Annotated in this window: 25 protein-coding genes and 1 tRNA gene; 16 read left to right on the top strand and 10 right to left on the bottom strand. The window is 56.9% G+C overall.

What is annotated here, in order from left to right; translation table 11 throughout:
* Nucleotides 1-58 precede the first annotated feature (58 nt).
* Nucleotides 59-134, top strand: a tRNA-Phe gene (locus tag PQR63_RS17385).
* Nucleotides 135-686: 552 nt separating this feature from the next.
* Here the strand turns inward: PQR63_RS17385 and otnI are convergent.
* The 6 genes from otnI to PQR63_RS17355 form a co-directional block, all read right to left on the bottom strand.
* Nucleotides 687-1,493: a 2-oxo-tetronate isomerase gene (otnI, locus tag PQR63_RS17380; RefSeq protein WP_408169239.1), complete on the bottom strand. Its 807-nt coding sequence runs from the start codon at nucleotides 1,491-1,493 to the stop codon at nucleotides 687-689.
* Between the two features lie 66 nt (nucleotides 1,494-1,559).
* The gene (locus PQR63_RS17375; RefSeq protein ID WP_408169238.1) at nucleotides 1,560-2,891 is read right to left on the bottom strand and encodes an MFS transporter; all 1,332 of its coding nucleotides are present in this window, start codon (nucleotides 2,889-2,891) and stop codon (nucleotides 1,560-1,562) included.
* A gap of 228 nt (nucleotides 2,892-3,119) precedes the next feature.
* The gene (otnC, locus tag PQR63_RS17370; RefSeq protein WP_408169237.1) at nucleotides 3,120-3,764 is read right to left on the bottom strand and encodes a 3-oxo-tetronate 4-phosphate decarboxylase; all 645 of its coding nucleotides are present in this window, start codon (nucleotides 3,762-3,764) and stop codon (nucleotides 3,120-3,122) included.
* Nucleotides 3,765-3,766: 2 nt separating this feature from the next.
* Complete coding sequence (otnK, locus tag PQR63_RS17365) at nucleotides 3,767-5,059, bottom strand: 3-oxo-tetronate kinase (RefSeq protein ID WP_408169236.1); 1,293 nt, start codon at nucleotides 5,057-5,059, stop codon at nucleotides 3,767-3,769.
* A gap of 37 nt (nucleotides 5,060-5,096) precedes the next feature.
* Nucleotides 5,097-5,990: an L-threonate dehydrogenase gene (gene ltnD / locus PQR63_RS17360; RefSeq protein WP_408169235.1), complete on the bottom strand. Its 894-nt coding sequence runs from the start codon at nucleotides 5,988-5,990 to the stop codon at nucleotides 5,097-5,099.
* Nucleotides 5,991-6,116: 126 nt separating this feature from the next.
* Complete coding sequence (locus PQR63_RS17355) at nucleotides 6,117-6,815, bottom strand: FadR/GntR family transcriptional regulator (protein WP_408169234.1); 699 nt, start codon at nucleotides 6,813-6,815, stop codon at nucleotides 6,117-6,119.
* A 281-nt stretch (nucleotides 6,816-7,096) separates the two neighbouring features.
* Between PQR63_RS17355 and PQR63_RS17350 the strand changes: the two genes are divergently transcribed.
* From PQR63_RS17350 to PQR63_RS17325, 6 genes are all read left to right on the top strand, one after another.
* Nucleotides 7,097-8,101, top strand: a complete 1,005-nt coding sequence (locus tag PQR63_RS17350) for a 5'-nucleotidase (RefSeq protein WP_408169233.1) — start codon at nucleotides 7,097-7,099, stop codon at nucleotides 8,099-8,101.
* 330 nt (nucleotides 8,102-8,431) lie between these two features.
* The gene (locus PQR63_RS17345) at nucleotides 8,432-9,232 is read left to right on the top strand and encodes a GntR family transcriptional regulator (RefSeq protein WP_408169232.1); all 801 of its coding nucleotides are present in this window, start codon (nucleotides 8,432-8,434) and stop codon (nucleotides 9,230-9,232) included.
* Nucleotides 9,232-10,014 (top strand): transporter substrate-binding domain-containing protein, encoded by a 783-nt coding sequence (locus PQR63_RS17340; RefSeq protein WP_094562435.1) that lies wholly within the window; start codon nucleotides 9,232-9,234, stop codon nucleotides 10,012-10,014. Before PQR63_RS17345 ends, PQR63_RS17340 begins: the two co-directional genes overlap by 1 nt.
* 107 nt (nucleotides 10,015-10,121) lie before the next feature.
* Nucleotides 10,122-10,793, top strand: a complete 672-nt coding sequence (locus tag PQR63_RS17335; RefSeq protein ID WP_408169231.1) for an amino acid ABC transporter permease — start codon at nucleotides 10,122-10,124, stop codon at nucleotides 10,791-10,793.
* Nucleotides 10,790-11,446, top strand: coding sequence for an amino acid ABC transporter permease (locus PQR63_RS17330; RefSeq protein WP_408169230.1), 657 nt, complete (start codon nucleotides 10,790-10,792; stop codon nucleotides 11,444-11,446). Before PQR63_RS17335 ends, PQR63_RS17330 begins: the two co-directional genes overlap by 4 nt.
* Nucleotides 11,427-12,155: an amino acid ABC transporter ATP-binding protein gene (locus PQR63_RS17325; protein ID WP_050476396.1), complete on the top strand. Its 729-nt coding sequence runs from the start codon at nucleotides 11,427-11,429 to the stop codon at nucleotides 12,153-12,155. The genes PQR63_RS17330 and PQR63_RS17325 overlap by 20 nt, the downstream gene beginning before the upstream one ends.
* Nucleotides 12,156-12,263: 108 nt before the next feature.
* On the opposite strand, the gene PQR63_RS17320 is transcribed toward PQR63_RS17325, so the two are convergent.
* Nucleotides 12,264-12,809, bottom strand: coding sequence for a hypothetical protein (locus PQR63_RS17320; protein ID WP_408169229.1), 546 nt, complete (start codon nucleotides 12,807-12,809; stop codon nucleotides 12,264-12,266).
* Nucleotides 12,810-13,077: 268 nt separating this feature from the next.
* Between PQR63_RS17320 and PQR63_RS17315 the strand changes: the two genes are divergently transcribed.
* Nucleotides 13,078-14,130 carry an adenosine deaminase gene (locus PQR63_RS17315; protein WP_408169228.1) on the top strand — a complete coding sequence of 351 codons (1,053 nt, stop codon included), beginning with the start codon at nucleotides 13,078-13,080 and terminating at the stop codon, nucleotides 14,128-14,130.
* Nucleotides 14,131-14,226: 96 nt separating this feature from the next.
* On the opposite strand, the gene PQR63_RS17310 is transcribed toward PQR63_RS17315, so the two are convergent.
* Nucleotides 14,227-15,495 (bottom strand): M20/M25/M40 family metallo-hydrolase, encoded by a 1,269-nt coding sequence (locus PQR63_RS17310; RefSeq protein ID WP_408169227.1) that lies wholly within the window; start codon nucleotides 15,493-15,495, stop codon nucleotides 14,227-14,229.
* Between the two features lie 250 nt (nucleotides 15,496-15,745).
* Here PQR63_RS17310 and PQR63_RS17305 point away from each other — a divergent pair, with 250 nt between their 5' ends.
* The 5 genes from PQR63_RS17305 to puuE all read left to right on the top strand — a co-directional run bounded on the left by PQR63_RS17305 (nucleotide 15,746) and on the right by puuE (nucleotide 20,191).
* Nucleotides 15,746-16,054 carry a hypothetical protein gene (locus PQR63_RS17305; RefSeq protein ID WP_408169226.1) on the top strand — a complete coding sequence of 103 codons (309 nt, stop codon included), beginning with the start codon at nucleotides 15,746-15,748 and terminating at the stop codon, nucleotides 16,052-16,054.
* A gap of 17 nt (nucleotides 16,055-16,071) precedes the next feature.
* Nucleotides 16,072-16,797 carry a GntR family transcriptional regulator gene (locus PQR63_RS17300; protein ID WP_094566105.1) on the top strand — a complete coding sequence of 242 codons (726 nt, stop codon included), beginning with the start codon at nucleotides 16,072-16,074 and terminating at the stop codon, nucleotides 16,795-16,797.
* A 183-nt stretch (nucleotides 16,798-16,980) separates the two neighbouring features.
* Nucleotides 16,981-18,474, top strand: a complete 1,494-nt coding sequence (locus PQR63_RS17295) for an NCS1 family nucleobase:cation symporter-1 (protein ID WP_408169225.1) — start codon at nucleotides 16,981-16,983, stop codon at nucleotides 18,472-18,474.
* A 7-nt stretch (nucleotides 18,475-18,481) separates the two neighbouring features.
* Nucleotides 18,482-19,216 (top strand): aspartate/glutamate racemase family protein, encoded by a 735-nt coding sequence (locus tag PQR63_RS17290; RefSeq protein WP_408169224.1) that lies wholly within the window; start codon nucleotides 18,482-18,484, stop codon nucleotides 19,214-19,216.
* A 42-nt stretch (nucleotides 19,217-19,258) separates the two neighbouring features.
* On the top strand, nucleotides 19,259-20,191 hold the full coding sequence (puuE, locus tag PQR63_RS17285) for an allantoinase PuuE (RefSeq protein WP_408169223.1): 933 nt from the start codon (nucleotides 19,259-19,261) through the stop codon (nucleotides 20,189-20,191).
* Between the two features lie 83 nt (nucleotides 20,192-20,274).
* Here the strand turns inward: puuE and PQR63_RS17280 are convergent, their stop codons facing one another.
* Entirely contained in the window at nucleotides 20,275-21,486 is a 1,212-nt protein-coding gene (locus tag PQR63_RS17280) for a urate hydroxylase PuuD (protein ID WP_408169222.1), read from the bottom strand.
* 477 nt (nucleotides 21,487-21,963) lie between these two features.
* Nucleotides 21,964-22,800 (bottom strand): outer envelope protein, encoded by an 837-nt coding sequence (locus PQR63_RS17275; RefSeq protein WP_408169221.1) that lies wholly within the window; start codon nucleotides 22,798-22,800, stop codon nucleotides 21,964-21,966.
* An 867-nt stretch (nucleotides 22,801-23,667) separates the two neighbouring features.
* Between PQR63_RS17275 and PQR63_RS17270 the strand changes: the two genes are divergently transcribed.
* Genes PQR63_RS17270 through PQR63_RS17260 form a run of 3 tightly spaced genes read left to right on the top strand, consistent with a single transcriptional unit; the run spans nucleotide 23,668 to nucleotide 26,318 of the window.
* Complete coding sequence (locus tag PQR63_RS17270) at nucleotides 23,668-24,699, top strand: ABC transporter substrate-binding protein (protein ID WP_408169220.1); 1,032 nt, start codon at nucleotides 23,668-23,670, stop codon at nucleotides 24,697-24,699.
* Nucleotides 24,696-25,526 (top strand): ABC transporter ATP-binding protein, encoded by an 831-nt coding sequence (locus PQR63_RS17265; RefSeq protein WP_408169314.1) that lies wholly within the window; start codon nucleotides 24,696-24,698, stop codon nucleotides 25,524-25,526. The genes PQR63_RS17270 and PQR63_RS17265 overlap by 4 nt, the downstream gene beginning before the upstream one ends.
* A 12-nt stretch (nucleotides 25,527-25,538) precedes the next feature.
* Entirely contained in the window at nucleotides 25,539-26,318 is a 780-nt protein-coding gene (locus PQR63_RS17260; RefSeq protein WP_094562422.1) for an ABC transporter permease, read from the top strand.
* Nucleotides 26,319-26,343: the final 25 nt, after the last annotated feature.

Here is a 26,343-nt window from a genome sequence, read left to right as displayed (position 1 = left end):
AAAAAAAGTGGAAGCACCCTTTGCATTCCAAAATTATCTTGCTATAATTCGGCCTCTTGGCCTGGTAGCTCAGTCGGTAGAGCAGAGGATTGAAAATCCTTGTGTCGGTGGTTCGATTCCGCCCCGGGCCACCAAAAATAAAAGTTGTACCCGAAAGCAGCATTACTCACGTAATGCTGCTTTTTCGTTTTGGTGATTTATGCTGGCGGTTTTCACACTCGTCCAGCCGAAGAAGTTACGTGTCTGACCATCCCCCCCCCCTCTTCTTGATGAATGTAAAAAACCAGCCCCTCCCGGCAGGCTTTTCCAATCGATAGTAGAATCAGTGCCAGTCAGTGAACTGTTGTCCCTAGTTAATGCTTTTGTTTGATTTTCATTAACGCTCCCGCAGGACGGCTCCGCGACTTCGAGCAACCATCATCACGCAGTAACACAACATGAACATCCCCGAGCAAGGCCAGCTGGTCTGCGGCCCTTGTGGCCTTAAGAGCGGCTACAGAATCCCGGTCAGCGCCATCTGGCACTACGCGACCTGTATCAAATGCAATACAAAACATAGCGTCACCGCTCAAGTCAAACCCAACGAGCGGTAAGCGACAAACAATAATGAAAAAAGCGGAGCGCCCTTCAACGGTCGCTCCGCTTTTTTACTATCTGCCTGACCAAATCTGATCAGGCAAGCTGACTTAGCGTGGCTTGAGTTCCGTCAATCCTTGCTCTGCCAACGCTTTCAACCAACCCAGACCATCCGAAGTTGCGGCCGCCGGCACATACTCGCAACCGATCCAGCCTTTATAACCCAGCGAATCGATCAGTTTGAGCAGATAGGGATAGTTCAGCTCGCCGATGTCCGGCTCATGACGTTCCGGCACGCCCGCGATCTGGATGTGACCGACGCCGGCCATGTCGCGCTTAAGCTTGACGGCAACGTCGCCCTCGACGATCTGGCAGTGGTAACAATCGAACTGCACCTTCAGATTCTCTGCGCCGATTTCTGCACAGATGGCTTGCGCGTCGTCCTGACGATTCAGGAAGAAGCCGGGAATATTGCGCGTATTGATCGGCTCGATTACCACCGTCACGCCAGCCAGATCGGCGTGATGCGCAGCGTACGACAGATTATCCATATAAACGGCGCGATGCTTGGCGCGGTCCTGCTCAGGACGAATCAAGCCGGCCATCACGTGTAAGGTCTTGTTGCCGATGACGCTGGTGTATTTCAGCGCAGTGTCGATGCTACGCTTGAATTCGTCTTCGCGCCCCGGCAAGGAGGCGATGCCACGTTCGCCCGCAGCCCAGTCGCCCGGTGGCGCATTGAACAAGGCTTGCGTCAGACCGTGGGCATCGAGACGCGATTTGATTTCTTCCGGTTGAAAATCATACGGAAACAAAAACTCAACGCCGCTGAAACCATCTTTGGCGGCAGCGGCGAAGCGATCGAGGAAAGCATGGTCGTTGTACATCATGCTCAGGTTGGCGGCAAAGCGCAGCATCGTGATCTCCTTGGAATGAAGGCGCGCACCTTGTTCGGATGCGCGCCGGATAAATCTGTTGAAAGCTTATTTATTGACTAGTTTAGGCGATGTTTTGAGCACAGCCGCAGAACCGATCACCAGCATGATTGCCAGCATGTACATGCCGGTCGCGCCGTTGTGGGTCAGATCTTTCAGATAACCGATCAGATACGGGCTGACGAAACCTGCCAGATTACCGACCGAATTGATCGCTGCAATACCAACTGCAGCCGCCGCACCCGTCAGGAAAGAAGTCGGCAGCGACCAGAACAGCGGTGCGCAGGTCAACACACCGGCAGCGGCCAACGACAGCGATGCAATCGAAATTGCGGTGTTGTCCGCGAACAAAGCTGCGCCGACAAAACCTACCGCACCCATCATGGCAGGCACGATCAGATGCCAGCGGCGTTCGCGGCGTGCATCAGCGCTACGGCCGATCAGGTTCATCGCGACGATCGCGCAGCCGAAAGGAATCGCACTCAGCAGACCAATGTGCAGGTTGCCGGTCACGCCGGTCGCCTTGACCAGGGTTGGCATCCACAGCGTCAGACCGTACTGGCCCATGACGAAGCAGAAATAGATCAGGCACATCAGCCACACGCGCTTGTCGCCGACGATGTCTGCGAAGGAATGCACGCTTTCCTTGCCGTGCTGGTCGGCGGCGATTTCGTCGTCCAGCAATTTCTTTTCGTCGTCGCTCAGCCACTTTGCCTTGGCGATGCCGTTGTCCAGATAGGCCAGTGTCGCCAGGCCGATCAGGACCGCAGGAATGGCTTCGATGACAAACATCCATTGCCAGCCATGCATGCCGGTGGTGCCATGAAAGGCGTCCATGATCCAGCCCGACAATGGGTTGCCAAGAATGCCCGCAACCGGAATACCCGACATGAACACGGCAATCACCTTGGCGCGGCGATGCGATGGATACCAGTAAGTCAGATACAGGATGATGCCGGGATAGAAACCGGCTTCAGCCAGGCCGAGCAGGAAACGCAGCACATAGAACTGCATCGGTGTTTCGACATACATGAAACCTGCCGACAAGATGCCCCAGGTGATCATGATGCGGGCGATCCATACGCGTGCGCCAACCTTGTGCATCAGGATGTTGCTTGGCACTTCGAACAGGAAGTAGCCGATGAAGAACACGCCGGCACCGAGGCCGAACACGGTTTCGCTGAAGCCGAGATCGACCGACATTTGCAGCTTGGCAAAGCCAACGTTGACGCGATCCAGATACGCGATGACGTAGCACAGCATGAGGAAAGGCATGATGCGCCAGAATACTATTGCATAGACGCGGTTTTTTTCTTGTTCGTTGGCGCTGGAACCCAGGTTAGGCTTAGACTCGGCTCCGAGTGTGGTTGATGCAGTCATGCTACGACAATCTCCTGTTGATTTAATACGGCCGCTCCCACGGCCGTTGGTTTATGGCGCCGGCTTTAGCGCCGGCAATTTGAAATCTGACGTACGAGTACAAAATCGGCTAGCGCTTGGCTGGCAAAAAAGTGAATGCTGCTGCTGGGATATCGGCGATAGACGGCGTCCGTGCTTGATTGCTATTTTTTTATTGAAGCCGATCCGGATCGCTGAATCTCTGGATTGCTACCAGCGCGCGTTGAACACCTCGCGCAACTCTTGCAACGCGGCTTCATCCAGAGGCGCGACATTGCCACCGGCCAGATGCCACAGCTTGGCGGTTTCTTCCAGCTCTTCCAATGCGTAGGCCGCCTTGGACACCGAGCTTTCCCACACCACCGGGCCGAGGCGCTCAAGCAGTACGCCGCGCACCTTGTTGGCGAGTTGCTTCACTTGTTCCGCCACCAGCGGATCGCCCGGACGACGATAGGAAATCAAGGGAATATGACCGACTTTCATCACGTAATACGGCGTGATCGGCGGCAGCACATCATCTTGCGACCACACACCCTTGATGGTCAGGTTGACCAGATAAGTCGAGTGCGTGTGAACAACGCCATGCATCTCCGGATTGTTGTCGTAGACCATGCGATGCAGCGCCAGCGTCTTGGACGGCTTGTCGCCCGATACCCAGTTGCCGCTCGCATCGACCTTGGCAATACCGGCCGGGTCGAGATAGCCCAGACAGGCGTCAGTCGGCGTGATCAGCCAGCCTTCGCCATCCGGCAGCCGCGCGCTGATGTTGCCGGCCGAGCCGACGGTGTAGCCGCGTTGAAAGAGACTTGCTCCGGTACGACAGATCTCTTCGCGCAGTTGGATTTCTTTACTCATATTCACTCCTTGGCTCCGCCAAGAAAGCGCAAGGCCTTTTCAAAGAAATCGACGCTGCCGAAATTGCCCGATTTCAGCGCGAGTGCCAACGGTTGATCATCCAGCGTGGCAGTCGCCGGTACGCCCGGATCGATCTGCGGTCCGATGCGCAATGCGCGCACGTCGAGCGCCTGCACCACAGCGCCGGAGGTTTCGCCGCCGGCCACCACGAACTGGCGCACACCACGCTCGCGCAAACCCTTGGCGATGTCGGCCAGAGCCTGCTCCACCAGATGGCCCGCTTTGGCAACGCCCAATTCTTTTTGTACCGCCTTCACTTCGTCAGGTGTCGCGGTGGCGTAAATCAGCACCGGTTCTTTCTTGATGTGCTCGTCGGCAAAGGCCAGTGCCTGTGCCACGACCGCTTCGCCGCGCGCCAACGCCAGCGGGTCGATACGGTGAGCGGGATGCTTCGATTTCCATTCGGCGACCTGCGCATTGGTGGCTTTCGACGCACTGCCTGCCAAGACCACCGACAAGCCGTCAACCTTCGGCAATTGCGCCGCTTCGCCCGCGGCATGCAGCAATCCGGCACGACGGAAATTCTCCGGCAAACCAAGTGCAATACCTGAACCGCCGGTAACCAGTTTCAGTTCAGCGCATGCCTCGCCCAACACGTACAAGTCACGATCGGAGACGGCGTCAGCGATGGCCATTTTCACACCTTCAGTACGCAGCGCTGTGAAGCGTTCAGTCACGGCAGCAGCATCCTTGGCCACCGTGTCGTAACGCACCAGGCCGACCTTGGACTCGGTCTGACGTTGCAGCACGCGCACGAGATTGGCATCGGTCATCGGCGTGAGCGGATGATTCTCCATGCCCGACTCATTCAGCAACGCGTCGGCAACGAAGAGATAGCCACGATAGATAGTGCGGCCATTTTCCGGGAAGGCCGGGCAGGCGATGGTGAAGTCAGCACCCAGTTCTTTGAGCAACGCGTCGGTCACCTGGCCGATGTTGCCGGCGTCGGTGGAGTCAAACGTGGAGCAATACTTGAAGAAGAATTGCGTGCAGCCCTGCTGTTGCAACCAGCGCAACGCAGCTAGCGATTGCTCGACCGCTTCGGCGGCAGGAATCGTGCGCGACTTGAGTGCGATCACCAGCGCATCGGCTTCGACGGCAGGTATCTGCTCAGGGATACCAATGGTTTGCACAGTACGCATACCACCGCGCACCAGCATGTTGGCGAGGTCGGTCGCGCCGGTAAAATCGTCGGCGATGCAGCCAAGCAGAGGCTTGGGTTGGGCTTGAGACATGGTCAACTCCTGTGTTGCTGTGCTAGGTTTGCTGTAGTTATTTCTTCGAAGGCGGCAGATCGATGCCCGGGAAAATCTTGATCACCGCGGAATCATCTTCGCCACCATGACCGGCGGTCGACGCCATCATGAACATCTGATGTGCGGCAGCCGACAGCGGCAGCGGGAATTTGCTGCGGCGTGCGGTATCCAGCACCAGGCCAAGATCCTTGACGAAAATATCGACAGCTGACAGCGGCGTGTAGTCGCCGTTGAGGATGTGCGGTACGCGATTTTCAAACATCCACGAATTACCGGCGCTGTGGGTGATGACTTCATACAAGGCATCAGCGTTGACACCTTCACGCAGACCCAGCGCCATGGCTTCCGCCGATGCAGCGATGTGCACGCCTGCCAGCAATTGATTGATGATCTTGACCTTGGAACCGACCCCGTGAACATCGCCCAACCGATAGACTTTGCCGGCCATGCCTGTCAATACATCTTCGATCTTCGCGTAGACGTCGGCGGGGCCGGAGGTCATCATCGTCATCTCGCCCGATGCGGCGCGCGCAGCGCCCCCCGACACCGGCGCGTCCAGCATGAGCAAACCTTTTTCAGCGAGACGCTGACCCAATGCGATCGAGAAATCCGGTGCGACTGTCGCGCTGGAAATCACGACGCTACCTGCCTTCAATGTCGACGCAGCACCGTTCTCGCCAAATAGTACGGTCTCGGTTTGTGCAGCATTGACCACCAGCGTGACGACCACATCGACGGCCTTGCCCATCTCGGCAGGGTTGGCGCAGGCAACGCCTCCTTCAGCCGCAAACTTATCCAGTACTTCCTTGCGTACGTCACAGGCGTGCACGTTGAACCCTGCACGCAGCAGCGAGCGTGCGACGCCCAAACCCATTGCTCCCAGACCGATCACACCAACATTTTTAGACATCGTCGACTCCACTGATTACGGCGGCGTTGGCTGTGGATCACTCAAATCAGGATCCGGCACGCTGCGCCTGGTTTAGATTTTTACTGCGATTTTTACTTCGATTTTTACTGCGCGTATTTATTCTTGCTACCCGGCCTGGCCTAATCGCCGGGCGGCATTGAACATATGCGTCTGCGCCGCCGCGCGCGCCGCCATCTCGTCGCCGGCGCGAATCGCGGCGACGATAGCTTCGTGCTCTTCGCGCACCTGGCGTGAAAAATCGTCACGCCGCGCTTCGTTACCACGTGTCACCGTCGTCGCGGCTTCCAGGTACTGACTGAGAAATTCCAGCGTCTTGATGAAATACGGATTGCGCGTCGCAGTCGCCAGCGCACGATGAAAAGCGACGTCAGCGGCAACGCCATCGCTACCTTCCTTCACATCCATGCCGATGCGCGCCAGCGCATTGTCGATGGCGACCATGTCGGCATCGGTACGGCGCTTGGCAGCTTGTGCCGCCACTTCAGCCTCGATGGCGCGACGCAGTTCGACAATCTGCAAGACCGCTTCAGGAGAGCTCACTTCGGTGTAATCGATGCGCAAGGGTTTGATGCCGGCCTGCTCTGTGACGAAAACGCCGCTACCCTGGCGCGGCTCGACCACGCCTTCATGCTTGAGTCGCGAAATCGCCTCGCGAACAACAGTGCGGCTGACGCCGAACTCTTGCGCCAGCACGGCCTCGGTCGGCAATTTGCCGCCGCGGGGGAACGCGCCCAGATCGATTTTCTCCAGTAATTGCCGCGCTACCGTGTCGCTGAGCGCCTGCACCGGAATCTTTTGGAACATGAATGTCTCGTCGTTTTTGATTAAGTTATACGGTCATCATACAAATTTATGTAGCGCGATGCAATCCGTCACTACAAAATACTTTTCGGCAATATTTATCAAAGATGCATGCAATATCATGTGTTTTGACGGAGATAGCGCGCAAATATGCAATGGAAAGAACATGAAGACGCATCATGCAAATCCGGCATGGGGCGAAATCACTACATAACTAGGGTGAAAATGGCATCTGTGGCACACTGCACGCATCCCATTTTGCAGTCCGAACGAGTTAAAAAGACATGGCTTACGATCTTTCCGGCATGCTGGTCATCGGCATTTCATCGCGCGCGCTGTTCGACCTCGAACATGAAAACGCTATCTTCGACAACGAAGGCGTGGAAGCCTATACCGCCTACCAGCGCGAACACGAAAACGACCCTCTGTTGCCGGGTACGGCCTTCCCGCTGGTCAAGGCGCTGCTCAAACTGAACCACCTGATCCCCGGCCGCCGCCTGGTAGAAGTAGTGGTCATCTCGCGCAACACGCCCGACACCGGTCTGCGCGCATTCAACGCCATCGAGGCCCACAAGCTCGACATCAGCCGTGCGGCCTTCACCGGCGGCGAGCCAATCGTGCATTATCTGGAAGCCTTCAAGATCGACCTGTTTCTCTCGCGTGATCAGGACGACGTTCAGGACGCCATCGACGGCGGCGTGGCGGCGGCGCAGTTATATACCGCGCCCACCAATTACATCCCGCCGGAAAACCAGATCCGCATCGCCTTCGACGGCGACGCAGTACTGTTCTCGCCCGAGTCCGAACGCATCTATGCCGAGAAAGGCCTGGAAGCCTTTGTCCGCCACGAACAACGCCATCGCAACAAGGCCATGAAAGAAGGCCCGCTGGCCAAGCTGCTGTTCGCCCTGTCGGAAATCCAGAAACAATTCACGCCTGCGACCTGCCCGGTGCGCATCGCCATCGTCACCGCACGCAACAGCCCGGCGCACAAGCGCGTGATCCACACGCTGCGTACCTGGAATGTCACAGTCGACGAAGCCTTCTTCCTCGGCGGCCTCCCCAAGGCGGACGTATTGCACGCGTTTGGCGCGCACATGTTCTTCGATGATCAGGAAGGCCACGTCCAACTGGCCTCTGCCGTGGTGCCATCAGGCCGCGTGCCGTATGAAGGCGGTGCCCTGAACGGACGTACAACGCGCAAGCCGGCAGTGAAGGCGCTGGCATCTCCCGCCGACAAAGCGGAGAGCAGCGACAGCAATGCATCCCTGGAAGCCTCCAAAACCTGACCTTCTATATAGATAGAGCGGCTTTCCCAACACTCCTGGTTAGCTTTCATTGCCGCCCGCCGCCCTCAAAAGCAGCGGGCGGTTTGCATTTTGGCGACTTGAAAACGCTCCGTTTTCGTGAACTGGTATACAAGATGCACCATTCCGGTGATCATCGGTATTCCAAAGTGAATCGCCGCAATCCCCCGTGTGGCATAGACCCACGCGAAAAGCAGCTTCAAGGCGCGCGCCGGATACTCCTCTCACTCTGGTAATAAGTAGGCTATTTCTGTACGTCAATCTTGTATATCAGATTGGAATACATGGCACGCATATTGCTGTAGTGGAGACATGAGCACAGACGCCATCAAATCCTCGATTCAGATCGCCAGCCGCATCATGGAAGCGATCCTCGCCAAGCAGCTTGCCCCCGGCACGCGCCTGGGCGAGCAGCAATTGTCGGAATTGTTCGGCGTCAGCCGTACCCTGGTGCGCGAAGCACTGACGCGCCTGGTCACACGCGGCATCGTCACGGTCAGCGCCCGGCGCGGCTGGTTCGTGATTGAACCGACGCCAAATGATGCTCGCGAAGCCTTTGAGGCGCGCCGCGTCATTGAACTCGGTCTGCTGCGCCATGCCCGTCCGATCACCAAGACCGCGATTGAACAATTGCGCGACCACATCCGGCGCGAGCAAGCCGCCATCGAAGGCGACGATATCGGTGCACGCAGTTATCTGCTGGGCGACTTCCATGTCGCACTGTGCGAGTGCCTTGGTAACACCTTGCTGTCGGACACGCTGCGCGATCTGACCGCGCGCACCACCCTGACCGCCATGCTGCACCAGTCCTCCGAACAAGCCGAAGACTCTTGCGCCGAACACGTCCACATCGTTGCCGCGCTGGAGCGTGGCGATCTGGCAGCCGCAGAACAACTCATGCACGACCATTTGCAACACGTTGAAGCCGGCCTGAACAAAGTCGGCGTCAGCGATCCGCTGGGGCAACTGCGTCAGGCACTGGCCCCCGTCTCGGCGGTAGGGAATTCTTTTGCAGCACCCGTGAAGCCCAAAAAGCCGGCTTCGCGATCCGGTAAAAAAACAGCGGCTGCGATAGCCACTTCTTTCACTTCATCTCAACCTGGAGAATCATGATGAAACTCTCGAAACTTTTTCTCGGCCTGATGGCTGGTGCGTTGCTGATTTCTGCTTCCGCTGTACGTGCCGACACACTGGACGACATCCAAAAGGCAGGCGTGCTGCGCGTCGCCGTACCACAAGACTTTCCGCCATTCGGCTCGGTCACTGCCGACCTCAAGCCACAAGGTCTGGACATCGATGTCGCGACCCTGATCGCCAAAAAACTGGGCGTCAAGGTTGACCTGATTCCCGTGACCAGCGCCAACCGCGTGCCTTACCTGCAAACCAAAAAAGTTGATCTGGTCATCTCCAGCATGGGCAAGAATGCAGAACGCGAAAAAGTGATCGACTTCACTGCTGCTTACGCACCGTTCTTTAACGGCGTATTCGGCCCGGCTGATCAAAAAGTCAGCGGCCCTGCCGACCTGGCAGGCAAGACCATCGGTGTGACCCGCGGTTCGGTGGAAGATCTGGAACTGTCGAAAATCGTTCCGGCCAGCGCCACCGTCAAGCGCTATGAAGACAACAACGGCACCATCAGCTCCTTCCTGTCGAATCAAGTGCAACTGGTCGCGACCGGCAACGTGATCGCCGCCGCCATCATCGCCAAGAACCCACCGAAGAAGCCTGAAACCAAATTTCTGATCAAAGATTCGCCATGCTTCATCGGTCTGAACAAGGACGAGAAGAAGCTGCAAGACAAGGTCAACGCCATCCTCGCCGAAATCAAGAAAAACGGCGAACTGAGCGCCCTGACCGTGAAGTGGCTGGGCCTGCCGTTGCCGGCCAACCTGTAATTGCTTTGCAATAACACCGGATCCCGGCATAAGTCGGACGCCGGATCCAGTGTCCTTTGATTCCAAGTGATTCAACGCTGACCACCATTTTCAGAAAATGAAACCACATGGCCTATCACTTTGATTTCCTGGCGACTTTCGACTATACCGACGTGCTGGTCAAGGGCGTGCTGACGACGATCGAACTGATCGCCATCGGCGGCGTCATCGGCATTGCCGTCGGCATCTTCGGCGCCTGGGCACGCACGCAGGGACCGCGATGGCTCAAGCCTATCGTGAGTGCCTACGTCGAGCTCATACGCAACACACCCTTTCTGGTCCAGCTGTTCTTCATCTTCTTCGGCTTGCCCAGTATGGGGATACAGATCAGCGAGATGCAAGCCGCGATTCTGACCATGGTGATCAACCTCGGCGCCTACAGCACCGAAATCATCCGCGCGGGTGTCAATGCGATTTCACGCGGACAGATGGAAGCGGCGCTGAGTCTGTCGATGTCGCGCGTCCAGGCGTTTCGCCACATCATCCTGCGCCCTGCGCTGCAAAAAATCTGGCCGGCGCTGTCGAGCCAGATCGTGATCGTGATGCTGGGTTCGGCGGTATGTTCGCAAATCGCCGTGGAAGAATTATCCTTCGCCGCCAACTTCATTCAGGGCCGCAATTTCCGCGCCTTTGAAGCGTATTTCATCGCGACGGCAGTGTATCTGGCAATGGCGATTCTACTGCGCCAGCTGCTGCGCCTGATCGGCAACAAGTTCATCTTTGCGCGGAGGGCCGCATGATTTCCTTTACCTTATGGGATATCGTTCGCAACCTGCTGCTGGCAGGCCGCTGGACAGTGCTGCTGTCGTTGGCGACCTTCCTGCTGGGCAGCGCGGTGGGCATGATCATCCTGTTCATGCGCATCTCAAAACGTCCTGCTCTGCGCCGCACGGCTCAGTTGTACATTGAGATCTTCCAGGGCACGCCGCTGCTGATGCAGTTGTTCCTGATTTTCTTCGGGCTGGCTTTGTTCGGCATGGAAGTTCCGGCCTGGCTCGCTGCCGGTCTGGCGCTGACCTTGTGGAGCGCGTCCTTCCTCGCAGAAATCTGGCGCGGCTGTGTTGAGGCAGTACCACGCGGTCAGTGGGAAGCATCTTCCGTACTGGCCATGGGCCACATGCAGCAGATGCGCCACATCATTCTGCCGCAGGCGCTGCGCATCGCGATTCCACCTACTGTCGGCTTTGGCGTACAGATCATCAAGGGCACCGCGGTGACCTCGATCATCGGCTTCGTCGAATTGTCGAAGGCCGGCACCGTAATCACCAACGCCACCTTTGCGCCGTTCACCGTGTTTGCCGTCGTCGGACTTTTTTACTTTGCCCTGTGCTGGCCGCTGTCGAAGTACAGCCAATTTTTGGAAAGGAAATTCAATGCCGCTCATCGCCATTGAGGATGTCAAAAAACGCTACGGCGACAACGAAGTGCTCAAGGGCATTCGTCTGTCGGTAGAAGCCGGGGAAGTCATCGCCATTATCGGCAAGAGCGGTTCCGGTAAGAGCACCCTGCTGCGCTGTATCAACGGACTGGAAACCATCGACGAAGGCTCCATCAGCGTCGCCGGCGCCTATCTTGGACAAAGCGAACTGGAACTCAAGACGCTGCGTCTGAAGGTCGGCATGATCTTCCAGCAGTTCAACCTGTTCCCCCACCTGAGCGTGGGCCGCAACGTGATGATCTCACCGATGATCGTCAAGGGCATGCCGGAAGCGGAAGCCCGCGAGCTGGCCAAGAAGAATCTGGAACGCGTCGGCCTGGGCATGAAGTTCGATGCTTTCCCCGAGCAGTTGTCGGGTGGCCAGCAACAGCGTGTGGCGATTGCCCGCGCGCTGAGCATGCAGCCGCAAGCCTTGCTGTGCGACGAAATCACCTCGGCGCTCGACCCTGAGCTGGTCAACGAAGTGCTGGCGGTGGTACGCAGTCTGGCCGACGACGGCATGACGCTGCTGATGGTCACGCACGAAATGCGCTTCGCCCGCGAAGTCTGCGATCGCGTGGTCTTCATGCATCAAGGTAAGGTTCATGAAATTGGTCCGCCGGAAGAACTGTTCACCAATCCGAAAACACCGGAGCTGCAACAGTTCATCGGCATGACGCATTGAGTTTTTAACACCGATGCCGTCATCGCAGTCATTGCGTTGCAAAACAAAAAGGCCGGAACGATCAAACGTTCCGGCCTTTTTCATTGAAGCGCCAATACTGGAAAGCGGTCAGCGCGAAATCTCGCACACCTTGCGGCCGTTTTCGACAAACTGCACCGGCCCGGTCGTGTAGCGTTCCTTGGGGATTTCCACCAGGAGGAAATCCTTGATCTGGTAGGTCGCACCGGAAGCCGGACGGACGAAGCGGTAATCCAGTTTCAGCACGCCGCCCTTCATCGTGACCTTCTCGGCGGTAAAAATCTGACCGCGCTCGATGCTATCCGGCGCCTGGATGATGCGCGTAGCCAGCATCAGCTGGCGTGTTTCAAAGTACTCCGACGACGGCGCCAGCGCATTTTTTTGACGCATCACCGCCGCAGGCTGGAACCAGTAGTTCCATTCACCCGAAGAGCGGATCAGCGCGCAGAGCACCGGCTGTTCCTTGTCATCCCAATTCTTTACAAAGCTCTGGTAAGAACCGCTCGGAATTGTGGAGAAAGGCACCACCGTCGGATCTTCCTTTTTTTTCCAGAACATCAGAGAGCAGCCGGAGAGCGTCACCCCTGCCCCCGCCAGCATGCTGCATGTCATCGTCGTTGCAATTATCTTTTTCATCCTGATCCTGCACTTGGTCCCATTGACGGCACAGCATTAAAACATGCAAATCCGGCGATGCGAAGAATTTAACGAAATCTTTACGCTTTTATCTTCCCATCTCCCCTTTATTGCGCTTATGCGCCTCCCAACTTAGTCTGTGCGCAGTTGGTTTAGTTTTTGCAAGCAATGCATTTTTTAGCCCATTCCGGCATTTCTGAGAAAATAGGCTATCGCTTTAGTTCATTTGTTTCAATTTATCCGTTTCAGTTCAATACAAAGGCCAGCCATGACTTCCTCCGCCACCCCAAGCCTCTCCGCAGAGATGCGCGCTTTCATCGAAGCGCTGCCCAAGACCGAGCTGCATCTGCATATCGAAGGCACACTGGAGCCGGAATTGTTGTTTGCCCTTGCGCAACGCAACAAAGTCGACCTGCCCTACGCCTCCGTAGAAGCATTGCGTGCGGCCTACGCCTTCACCGATCTGCAATCCTTTCTCGACCTGTACTATGCCGGCGCCAACGTGCTGCGTACCGAGCAAGATTTCTACGACATGACCATGGCCTACATCGATCATGCCCGCGCCGACAAGGTGCGCCATGCGGAAATCTTCTTCGATCCGCAGACGCACACCGAGCGCGGCATCGGCATCGACGTGGTGTTTGCCGGTATCGCCCGCGCCCTGCGTGAAGCCCGCGACCAGCACGGCTTCTCCAGCGCCATGATCATGTCCTTCCTGCGTCATCTGTCGGAAGAAGACGCCTTCGCCACGCTGGACGCCGCCCTGCCCTTGCGCGACCTGTACAAGGACCTGTGGAACGGTATCGGCCTGGACTCGTCCGAACGCGGCAATCCGCCGGAAAAATTCGCCCGCGTGTTCGCGCGTTGCAAGGAACTCGGTTTCCACCTGGTTGCCCATGCCGGCGAAGAAGGCCCACCGGAATATGTCCTCAGCGCGCTCGACGTGCTCAAGGTCGAACGCATCGATCATGGTGTACGCAGCGAAGAAAATCCGGCGCTGATGCAACGCCTGATCAAGGAACAAATGCCGCTGACAGTCTGCCCGCTGTCCAACCTTAAACTGTGTGTCGTCGATGACATGGCCGAACATAATATCGCCCGCATGCTGCGCGCCGGTCTGGCGGTGACGGTCAACTCGGATGATCCGGCCTACTTCGGCGGCTACATGAACGCCAACTATCTGGCAATCGCCTCGTCACTGGCGCTCACGCGTGAAGAGCTGCTGCAACTGGCGCGCAACGGCATCAATGCCAGCTTCTTGCCGGCGACCGACAAGGCTCGCCTGATGCAGGAAGTGGAAGAGTTCGGCTCGGCACACTGAACACTGACACTGATACTGGCACTGACCGACAAAGCATGAAAAAAAACCTGCCGTTTGAAAACGGCAGGTTTTTTTGTGTGCGCAGCAATGTAAAGCTTATCCCTGCAACAACTCCCCCAGAGCCAGCGTCACTACCTTGGTCGCTTTGAGCAAATCGTCCAGACGCAAATTCTCATCCGAGTTATGGCCGCGTGCTTCCATCAGCGTGCGTGGTCCTGCGCCGTAGAGGATGGTAGGAATACCGTGTTTGGTGTAATGACGCGCGTCGGTGTAGAGCGGCACGCCATGGGCGGCGACTGGTTCTCCCAACACCGCTTCCGCGTTACGCTGAAACGCAGCGATCAGTTTCTCCACACCCGGCAATTCGGCCAGCGGTTCCGCCAGCAAGATGCGCTGCACGCCGACTTCAATGCCGGGATAGTTCGCAGCAGCAGCATCGATCACGCGACGCAGATCACCCTCGGCATCGAAGCCCGCTTCTTCCGGAATCATGCGGCGATCCAGGCGGAACGACGCCAGATCGGGAACTACGTTGGTGTTGATGCCGCCCTTGATCAGGCCGACGTTCAGGGTGGCATGATTGATGCCGGTGACCTTGGATTTTTTCTTCGCCAGTTCAGCGCGATAGGCATACAGAGCTTGCAGGATGCCGGCGGCAGCCTCGATTGCGTCGATGCCGGTATGCGGCATGGCCGCGTGCGCCTGCTTGCCCTTGACCGTGACTTCCAGATGCAGGCAGCCGTTGTGGGCCGAAGTAATGCCGTAGGCGAAACCGGCCGACACTGCATAGTCGGGCTTGCTCAGACCTTGGTCGAGTATCCACTTCGGACCGATGTCGCCACCGGCTTCTTCGTCGTAAGTGAATTGCAATTCGACGGCGCCGTTCAATGCGACGCCCTGCTTTTCGGCGGCGATCAATGCCAGCAACGCCCAGGTGTAGGTCGCGAAATCCGACTTCGACACGGCCACGCCGCGGCCGTACATGACAGGGCCGTGTTCAGCGTCTTGCACGATTTCGCCACCGTAGGGATCCTTGCTCCAGCCGAGACCCGGCGGCACCACGTCGCCGTGCGCATTCATCGCGATGGTGGGGCCGCCAGTACCGAAGCGCTTGCGCACGATCAGATTGGTCGCCGAGATCATGCCGTTAGCCTTCACTAGCGCGTCAGGAATGACATGCGCCTCGACTTCAAAACCAAGTTCTTCGAGCAGCTGTTTTGCACGCACACCATGCGCGGCACAATCGCCGGCAGGATTGTCCGACGGCACACGCACCAGTTCTTGCAAGAAACGCGATTGTGCGTCGTGTTCTTTATCCAGAAAGGCAGTGATAAGAGTATTCAGGGACGATGAAGGTGAAGACATAAGTGAGCCTGTGAAGATAACGATAAAAATACGGTACTCACACCGGACCGAAGCAATGCAGTTGCGCCCCGGATGAGCAATGAATCATTGTAAAAGACCTGCGCTGTTTGCACCGCCGACACCGCTTGCGCCGTGAATGGTGATGGGGTTTTGGCAGCAATCCTCAGGGTACTGAACAACAGACAGGGCACAGCAAGTACGGTTCTTGCATAAGATAAAAAGAATCGTCAAAACGCATGGGCAATTTCTGATGAAAAACCAACAAAAGATTGTCGACAATAAAATTTTCCAGCTTTCGCAGCAACAACGCATGCTGCGGATTGTTGTGACACGGCTTATGGCCATGCTGAGCGTTGCGATGCTTTCTCAGCACTGCATCGCGTTATGGTGCAAACAAGATAAAAATCGTCAATTCTGGTGCAAGCACTCACCAAATTGTCGCGAATCAGTTTATTCATTGTCGACAATTATTCACGCCGGTATGACTCCTGCTCTGCATTCTGTCATCACGCGGAGATCAGCAGTTAGCTCTCCGCAGTTAGTTCTCTTATCTCATTGATGTCATTCTTAAAAGCCATGACCAAATCAACCAAGACATCCCGCTCCTTCCTGGCCTCGCAAACTGCCGCTCGCGATCAGTCGCCGGCGGTGGAAGAACGTATTTACCAGGACATCTACGACGCCATCATGGAACATCGCCTGCCGCCGCGTACCAAGCTCACTGAGCAGGTCTTGTGCCAGATTTATGATACCGCCCGCCACACGGTGCGCAAGGTGCTGTCGCGCCTGGCCACGGAAGGCATGGTTGACCTGGAAGCCAACCGCGGCGCCTTCATCGCCAGCCCCTCGAACACGGAAGTGAAAGACATGTTCGAACTGCGCAACATCATTGAATACGCGGTACTCGACAAGGTCGGACGCGAAGCCAGCACGCGCCAGATCGCCGGCATGCGCAAGATGGTCGAGGAAGAACGCCAGTCCTACCTGACCGGTGACCGGCCGCGCTGGATCAGGCTGTCGGCGCAATTCCACCTGGCGCTGGCGGAACTGACCGGCAACGCCTTGCTGGTCGACACACTGCGCAAACTGGTGTCGCGCACCACCCTGATGATCGCCAAGACCGAGGCGCCGGGGCACAACGCCTGCTCCTTCGATGAACACGACACCGTGCTGGCAGCACTGGAGAGCGGTGACATCGCGCTGGCGCAAGAACACATGGCGCACCATTTGCACTTGTGCGAAGACCGCGTCCGGCCCAACGACGACGATCATTTCGATTTGCGTGCGGTGCTGGGCAAATAGGGAGACGGAACATTCCCGGTTGTTGCCGATTGTTGCCGATTGCATAAGGGCAGGCGCACGATCAGGCCCTGCCCGTCCGCAGATTTCTCCGATTTCTCGTCTTTTTTGTATTGCTAACACTTGCCCGATGGCTCGGAATAGCAAGCCCTAGCGACTACAGACGATCATCTTCGGAGATACCTCATGACAATGCCCCAGCCATCGCCCGGCACACTTGCCGCGCAGCCGCCGCGACGCGACAATTCATCCGACAATCCACCCGATTTCCCTCAGCACTACAGCGACCGTCTCGCCAATGCCGATCTGGCTCCGCTGAAGAAGCAAACCTGGGGCGCCTACAACATCTTCGCTTTCTGGATGTCCGATGTGCACAGCGTCGGCGGCTACGTTTTTGCCGGCAGCCTTTTCGCGCTTGGCCTGAGCAGCTGGCAAGTACTTCTGTCCCTGCTGATCGGCATTACCTTCGTCAATTTTTTCTGTAACTTGATCGCACGCCCCAGCCAGGCCAGCGGCGTGCCTTATCCAGTGATCTCGCGCGCCTCCTTCGGCGTGCTTGGCGCCAATATTCCGGCGGCGATCCGCGGCCTGATCGCGGTGGCCTGGTACGGCATTCAAACCTATCTGGCGTCCAGCGCGTTCATCGTCGTCGCACTCAAATTCTTCCCTGCGTTGGCAATCTATGCCGATGTGCATGTACATGGTTTTCTCGGCCTGTCGATGCTGGGCTGGGTCGGATTTCTGCTGCTGTGGCTGCTGCAGGCGCTGGTGTTCTGGAACGGCATGGAAGCGATCAAGAAGTTCATCGACTTTGCCGGCCCCGCCGTATATGCGGTAATGTTTATTCTGGCAGGCTGGATGGTCTACAAGGCGGGTTGGCAAAACATCGGTCTCAATCTCGGTCATGTGAAATACAGCGGCTGGGATGCGCTCCCGGTGATGCTGACGGCAATTGCGCTAGTGGTGTCTTACTTCTCCGGCCCGATGCTCAACTTCGGCGACTTCTCACGCTACTGCCACACCTTCGGCGACGTCAAACGCGGCAACTTCTGGGGCCTGCCGGTCAACTTTCTGGCGTTCTCCGTCATCACCGTCATCACCACCTCGGCCACGCTGCCGCTATTTGGGCAGCTGATTACCGATCCGGTGGAGACAGTTGCGAGGATCGACAACACCACGGCGGTCGTGCTGGGGGCGCTGACCTTCCTCATCGCCACGATCGGCATCAATATTGTCGCCAATTTCGTTTCGGCCGCGTTCGACTTTTCCAATGTCGCGCCAAAACGCATCAGTTGGCGTACCGGCGGCATGCTTGCGGCTGTGGCATCAATCTTCATCACTCCCTGGAACCTGTTCAACAATCCAGCTGTGATCCACTACACGCTGGACATACTGGGCAGCCTGATCGGTCCGCTCTATGGCATCCTGATTGCCGATTATTATCTGGTCCAACGCCGCGAGATTATCGTTGACGATCTTTATACGATGCGCACCGAAGGACGATACTGGTATCAGGGTGGTGTGAACTATCACGCCGTCAAAGCGCTGGTGTTCGCTGCCCTGCTGGCAATTTCCTGTGTGATGATTCCTCAGTTGCGCATGCTGGCCGATTTCTCCTGGTTCATCGGACTGTTTGTCGGCGCAGGCAGCTATATTTTCCTCAACGCAGCGAAGAAGTGAGGATGCCATGCTGATCAAAATCATCAATCCCAACACCACCCTGAGCATGACCGCCAAGATGACCGACTGCGCACGCGCGGTCGCATCAGCCGATACCCGCATTCTCGGCGTCAGCCCGGCCATGGGCCCGGCCTCGATAGAAAGCTATTACGACGAAGCGCTGGCGGTTCCCGGCTTGCTTGAGGAAATCATCAGCGGTGAAGATGAAGGCTGTGATGCCTACGTCATCGCCTGCTTCGGCGACCCCGGGTTGTACGCTGCGCGAGAAGTCGCCAACGGCCCTGTCATCGGCATCGCCGAAGCCGCCATGCATTACGCCAGCCTGATTGCGCCGTCCTTCAGCGTCGTGACCACCTTGCAGCGCACCTGCGGCATGGCCTGGCATCTGGCTGAGCGTTACGGCATGGAACGCTTTTGCCGCAACGTAAGAGCATGCGAACTGGCGGTGCTGGAACTGGAAGACCCACACTCCGACGCACGCCGCATCATCACTGACGAATGCCGTCGGGCGCTGGACGAAGACGGCGCTGAGGCTATCGTGCTCGGATGCGCCGGCATGGCCGATTTGTGCAGTGCAATCAGTGACGATATCAAGGCGCCTGTGATCGAAGGTGTCACGGCGGCCGTGAAGCTGGCAGAATCCTTGCTAACGTTAAAACTGCAAACGGCAAAACGCGGAGACTATGCGCGGCCGTTGCCGAAACTCTACAGCGGTATCCTGCAGAATTTTGGCGCTCGTTGACACCATTATTCGAACATTCATCTTCATCAACTTAAAGCCAACATGCAACATTCAGACAATTACCCACGCGACCTGATCGGTTACGGTCGCAACGTCCCTCACGCCAACTGGCCGGGCAAGGCCAAAATCGCCGTGCAGTTTGTCCTGAACTATGAAGAAGGCGGCGAAAATTCGGTGCTGCACGGTGACCCGGCGTCAGAGCAATTCTTGTCCGAGATCATCGGTGCAGCTGCCTATCCGGCCCGCCATCTCTCGATGGAGTCGATCTATGAGTACGGCTCACGCGTCGGCGTCTGGCGCATTCTGCGCGAGTTCGAAAAACGCCAGTTACCGCTGACGGTATTCGGTGTCGCCATGGCGCTGGAGCGTCATCCCGACGTCACCCAGGCCTTTGTCGAACTGGGCCACGAGATCGCCTGCCACGGCCTGCGCTGGATCCATTATCAGAACATGGACATCGAGACGGAACGCGAACACATGCGCGCCGCGGTCGAGATTTTCCGCAAGCTGACCGGCATCCACCCGCAAGGCTGGTACACCGGCCGTGACTCACCCAACACGCGTCAGCTGGTGGTCGAACACGGCGGTTTTAGCTACGACTCCGACTACTACGGTGACGACCTGCCGTTCTGGACCAAGGTTGCGCTGGCCGACGGCAGCGAACAGCCGCATCTGGTGGTGCCGTACACACTCGACACCAACGACATGCGCTTTGCCACACCGCAAGGCTTCAACACCGGCGAGCAGTTCTTCCAATACCTCAAGGACAGCTTCGACGTGCTGTATGCAGAAGGCGAAGAAGCACCCAAGATGCTGTCCATCGGCATGCACTGCCGCCTGCTGGGCCGCCCGGGCCGCTTCGCCGCGCTGCAGCGCTTCCTCGACTATGTGCAGTCGCACGAGCGTGTCTGGATCTGCCGCCGCATCGACATCGCCGATCACTGGCGCGCGGAACATCCGTATCAGGCGAAGTAAGCCGCCGACAAAACTTTCCGCACAAAACAAAAAGGCTGAATTGATGTTCAGCCTTTTTTCATTCTTGGAATTTCTGCGTCTGGTTATTCGCCTTTGGCCCCCGCCTCAAACCACTTGCCAAGCAATGCACGCTCGTCGTCGGTGATATTGGTCATGTTCCCCAGCGGCATAGCCTTTTGCACCACGGCCTGTTGATAAATCTGCTGAGCATGCTGCAGGATGCCGTCCTTGCTGTCGAGCAGGATGCCCTTGCCCGGCACCGGCATCAGCGTCGGCTTGGCTGCATGGCACTGGATGCAACGCGTCTCTATCACTTGCTGCACCTGTACGAACGAGACTGCGGGAACACCTTGCGCCGCGACCGGGGCCGGCTGCAACACCGACTTCGGCGCGATCCACGCTGCCACACCGGCCAGGATCACAACCGCAGCAGCGGGATACTGCCATTTGAAAATACCTTTGTGCTTGAGCACGAAGAACTGCCGGATCAACACGCCCGCCAGCATGATCAGCAACAGCACCAGCCAGTTGTTGCCGGCGCTATACGTCATGCTGTAGTGATTCGACAGCATGGCAAAAATCACCGGCAGCGTGAAATAGGTGTTGTGCACACTGCGCTGCTTGCCGCGTTTGCCGTGAATAGGATCAGGACTCTGGCCGGCGCGCATCGACGCCACCATCTTGCGTTGTCCGGGGATGATCCAGAACAGCACGTTGGCGCTCATCACCGTCGCCAGCGATGCGCCCGTCATCAGAAAAGCAGCGCGTCCGGAAAACACATGACACGCCACCCAGACCGCAGCAACGACATAGATCGTCACCAGCACACCGACCACACGATCACCGCCCGGCTTGTCGCCGAACAGACGGCAAATGGCGTCATACACCACCCAGCCCGCCACCAGATAGCCGAGTGCGGCAAACACTGCCGTCGTCGCCGTCATGTCGAGCACGTGTTTGTCGACCAGGAAGGTGCCTGCATTGAACAAATACAGCACCGAGAACAACGCGAAGCCCGACAGCCACGTGCTATAAGACTCCCAGAAGAACCAGTGCAAGTTCTGCGGCAGCGTCTTCGGCGCCAGCAGGTATTTTTGCGGGTTGTAGAAGCCTCCGCCATGCACCGCCCATAATTCGCCGCCGACGCCCTTTTCCAGCAGCTCCGGGTCTTGCGGTTTGGTCAGGCTGTTGTCGAGCCAGACGAAGTAGAACGACGAACCTATCCAGGCAATCGCCGTGATGACATGCAGCCAACGCAGCAAGAGGTTGAGCCACTCGAAGATGTACGCTTCCATGTTGTCCCGCTTTTCAATTCGTGAATTCGTTGGCGGACAAGTTTAGCTATCCGCTTGAAAACTATTTATATCGTTTAGTTGGCGACAGTGATTTCAAACAATCATTGTCGACAATTTCTTCAACCTGCTTCGCACCGCGCGACACGACCCGTTAGTGACAACATCCAGATGCAGCCTTGCTTTCGAGGACGCCACGCAGAACCTGTTTTAGTGCAGCGCGTCAAAATTAGTGCAAGCTCAGCACCAATTCATCACAAACACTAACCCGCTTTGTTGACAAAAACAAACCGGCTGATCGCCCCTATCCATTGAGCAGGACTTATGCCAATAGCATAGGCATCCATTATCAATCGATTTCTCAATCGATTCTCCAATAAAAAATGCCGGATCCGAAGACCCGGCATTTAAGCTCCGGCAGAAGCTGCCGAAACAAAACGACCCGGCGCGACGCCCGCACCGTGTCGTTTGCAGAACCATTTAGAAATGGTATTCGGCGCGAAGCATAGGCGTCTTGGCCAGCGAGCCAGGAACATTGCTAGGATTGCCGAACTTGTTGCGCCAGTATTGATATTCCACACCGACGCGGAAGGTGTTCTTGCCCATGCCCAGCGGCGTGCCGACGTCGTACATGATCTGACCGTCAAAGTTCAGTTCAGGCGCAGTGCCACCGCCGAATTCGTTCTTGCCCTTGGCGGCGATATAGTTCACATAGCCTTCGAATGCGAAGCCGCTCATGCCGAACGGAATGCCCCATGCTGCGTTCAACATCGGGTGCGTGTCGTAGGAATAACGGCTCGACATACGTACGCCGTTATTCAGCGGCTGATTGCTTTCCCACAGGGCCAGCAGGCTGATGTTCAGGAAACCAGGAACATCCAGCATCACGGTAGGACCGGCAACGATCATGCGCTTGCGCGAGCTATATCCAGGATCGTTTTTGGTGTTCCAGTCAAAACCTGCAGTCAGACCAAAGCCACGTGCAGGGCCGAAAGAGAGGTCCTTGCCTGCAACTTTACCGATATCCAGTGTATGACGGTAAACGATATAGGCTTCTTGCGATTCATTGTCTTTGCTATCCGACATCAGCAAGTCGACGTTCAGATAGTTGGTGCCATATTTGTAGCCGCTGGCATGTGTGAAGTTGACGATTTTTTTCGCGATGTCCTGCGAATTGAACGGCTCGGCGAATTGCGTACCGTAGCGAATACCGATCGAATTGTCCGCCCAATCCGCAGCGTTAGCCGACATGCTGCCCAAAGCCGAAACAGCCAGCGCTGCAGTAGTCAAGCACATCCCCATTGCACTTTTCTTCATACATTTCTCCCTTTTTACAATTCACGAAAAATAAAATCCGGATCCCATGCACATGACGTGCGATGACTTGTTTCAGTGAGCATGCGTTTTATCGTTTGCTCAGCCTGGTCAATCACGCGCCATGCGCTCCTTCATTTGCTCACCCATTCAAACAAGGTCGGGCATATTGCTGCCGGCATCTGCCGAAGCTCAATCCGCCGGGTTCGTTAATGCAAACGTCGTGCCAGCAAAAAAGCACATGTCAAAAAAACTGTCGACAAACGCAGAGACGATTAAAAACACAATCGCTGACAGGTATCTGGTATCGCGCATGACAGTCGCCCAAAAACCGTGGCGCGACAAACAGGTGAAGTGCAATAGGAAGCTTGCGTTTGCGGACGCGACAGTGAATCTGCGAGGTACCTTATCCGCGGCCAAAAACAAGAGTCGTAAATAGAGATTGTCGACAGGATATAGAACGACAGTACTAAATTAAGATCAGCGGCTTATCCAGATTTTACAAGGCTTACAAGCACGTAAGAATACTGTTTTTAGTGCAACAGCTTCTAGACAGGTGCACCAAAGCACCAAATTGTTGCAAAATATTTTTTAGATTGTCGACAAAATTCATCCCATCAGAAAGTCGACAACGACAGCCGTTTTCCTCCACTGCCTTGCCAGCTTGGCAAAACCACCCACTACTGCCGCACAGAAGAGATTCGATGTTCTTGGCACAGTAAATGCTTTTCACAGCACATCCGCACGACGTCATCTGTCGGAAACCGATTCACAAAATACAGACGCATTGGCAACAGCATCAGGGACGGTGCCAAGCCAGTGGAACTAACCGACCACCGGGTCAATGGATCAAAAAAAGGGAAGCCAACCATGTACGCAAAGAAACTCTTCAAATACACCGCCGCCGTCTTGCTCAGCGCCGCCTGCGCATCCGCCTTCGCACAGGAAACCAAGATCAAGTTCCAACTCGACTGGCGCTTTGAAGGTCCGTCTGCGCTGTTCCTGGTGGCGAAGTCGAAGGGCTATTTTGCACAAGAGAAACTCGATGTCATCATTGACGCCGGTAGCGGTTCGGGCAACGCGGTCAATCGCGTGGCCTCGGGCACCTACGACATGGGCTTTGCCGACATGGCTGCGCTGATGGAATTCACCGCCAACAATCCGAGTTCGCCGGGCAAACCGATGGCCGTGATGATGGTCTACAACGACACACCTGCCGCGATCTTCTCGTTGAAGAAAACCGGCATCAAAACGCCGGCCGATCTGGTCGGCAAGAAACTGGGGTCGCCGGTATTCGACGCCGGTCGGCGCGGCTATCCGATTTTCGCCAAGGCTAACGGACTGGATGCCTCCAAGGCCAACTGGATCAGCATGGATCCGCCACTGCGTGAAACCATGCTGGCGCGCGGCGATGTCGATGCCATCACCGGTTTTTATTTCACCTCGCTGCTGAACCTGAATGCACGTGGCATCAAGGATCAGGACATCAACGTGATGATGTTCCCTGACTACGGCGTCAAGCTGTATGGCAACGCCATCATCGCCAACGAAAGCCTGATGAAGACCAATCCGGAAGCGCTCAAGGGTTTCCTGCGCGCCTTCGCCAAAGCGACCAAGGACGTGCTGGCCAATCCCGAGGCCGCCATCAAGGTGCTCAAGGAGCGTGACGGCCTGATCGACGAAAAGCTGGAACTGCGCCGCCTCAAACTGGCGATCTCCAGCGCCATCGCCACACCGCACGCCAAGGCCGAAGGCTACGGCCAGGTGTTCCTGCCGCGCCTGACGCTGATGGCTTCGCAAGTCTCCGATGCCTACGGCACCAAGACCCGCGTCAACCCCGACAAGATCTGGACCGCTGCTTACCTGCCGTCCAAAGAAGCGCTCAACGTTTTCGGGAAATAATCTTGCAAGCTGAAACTGCAGAAGCAGCCGTGAGCACCACGGCTGACGATACGTTCGTCGATTTCCGTCGCGTCTTCCTGTCGTACGACGGTTCCGACGAATTCGCGGTGGAAGATATCTCCCTGCAAACCAGGCAGGGAGAGTTCATCGCCATCGTCGGTCCGTCCGGCTGCGGCAAGTCGACCTTCATGAAGCTGGCGACCGGACTCAAGCGTCCGACCCGTGGCAGCATTTCCATCGCCGGCGCAGATGTGACCGGCCCGCTGAAGTTTGTCGGTATGGCCTTTCAGGCGCCGACGCTGCTGCCGTGGCGCACTACGCTCGACAATGTCCTGCTGCCGCTGGAAATCGTCGAGCCCTATCGCACCGGTTTCAAGAAGAACAAAGCGGAATACACCGAGCGTGCGCTCAAACTGCTCAAGACCGTCGGCCTTGACGGCTATGCGGACAAGTTTCCGTGGGAGCTGTCGGGCGGCATGCAGCAACGCGCTTCGATCTGCCGCGCGTTGATTCATGAACCGAAGATGCTGTTGCTGGACGAGCCATTCGGTGCGCTGGATGCCTTCACCCGCGAAGAACTGTGGTGTGTGCTGCGCGACCTGTGGACCGAACGCAAATTCAACGTGATTCTGGTCACCCACGATCTGCGCGAAGCCGCCTTCCTCGCCGACACCATTTATGTCATGAGCAAGCGTCCCGGCCGCATTGTGGCGCGCAAGGAAAATCCGCTGCCGCGTCCGCGCGAACTGGAGCTGACTTATACCGATCCATTCAACGCCCTGGTGCACGAGTTGCGCGAGCATATCGGCCGCGTCAGAAATACCTAAGCCGAGGCGACCATGAAAAAACCTTCCTCCCTGAACAAAGCTGCCCGTACGCTGGCGCCGTGGCTGTTACTGCTCGCCATTCTGGTGGTGTGGCAGTTCATCTGCAGCGTGCTGGAAGTGTCCGAGTTCATCTTTCCCAGCCCGATGGCGATCATCGAAGCCATGATTGAATTCGCCGGCCCGATTGCACATCACGCCATCAGCACCTTCTGGGTCACCATGGTGGGCTTCGCCATCGCGGTGGCGGTGGGTGTATCGCTGGGCTTCCTGATCGGTTCGTCGCCGCTACTGTACGCCGCCGCTTATCCTTTGATGACCGCCTTCAATGCGCTGCCCAAAGCCGCCTTCGTGCCGGTGCTGGTGGTGTGGTTCGGTATCGGTGCCGGTCCGGCGATCCTGACGGCTTTCCTGATTTCCTTCTTCCCGATCATGGTCAACATCGCCACCGGCCTGGCGACGCTGGAGCCGGAGCTGGAAGACGTGCTGCGCGTGCTCGGCGCCAAGCGGATGGACATCCTGCTCAAGGTCGGCCTGCCGCGCTCGCTGCCGTATTTCTTCGCCTCGCTGAAGGTCGCCATCACGCTGGCATTTGTCGGCTCGACCGTGTCGGAAATGAACGCCTCCAACGAAGGCATCGGCTATCTGCTGGTATCGGCCGGCTCGTCGATGAAGATGCCGCTGGCCTTTGCCGGTCTGGTCGTCATCGGTGCGATGGCGATGGCGATGTACGAGTTGTTTGCCATCATCGAGAAGCGCACGACACGCTGGGCGCATCGTGGCGGGAACAAGTGAGCAAAGTGATCATTTTCCTGATTGT

This window comes from Herbaspirillum rhizosphaerae (assembly GCF_046025915.1).
Lineage (GTDB): Bacteria > Pseudomonadota > Gammaproteobacteria > Burkholderiales > Burkholderiaceae_D > Herbaspirillum > Herbaspirillum rhizosphaerae_A.
Note: the sequence above shows the minus strand (reverse complement) of the source record. Positions and strands in the feature narration are given on the sequence as shown.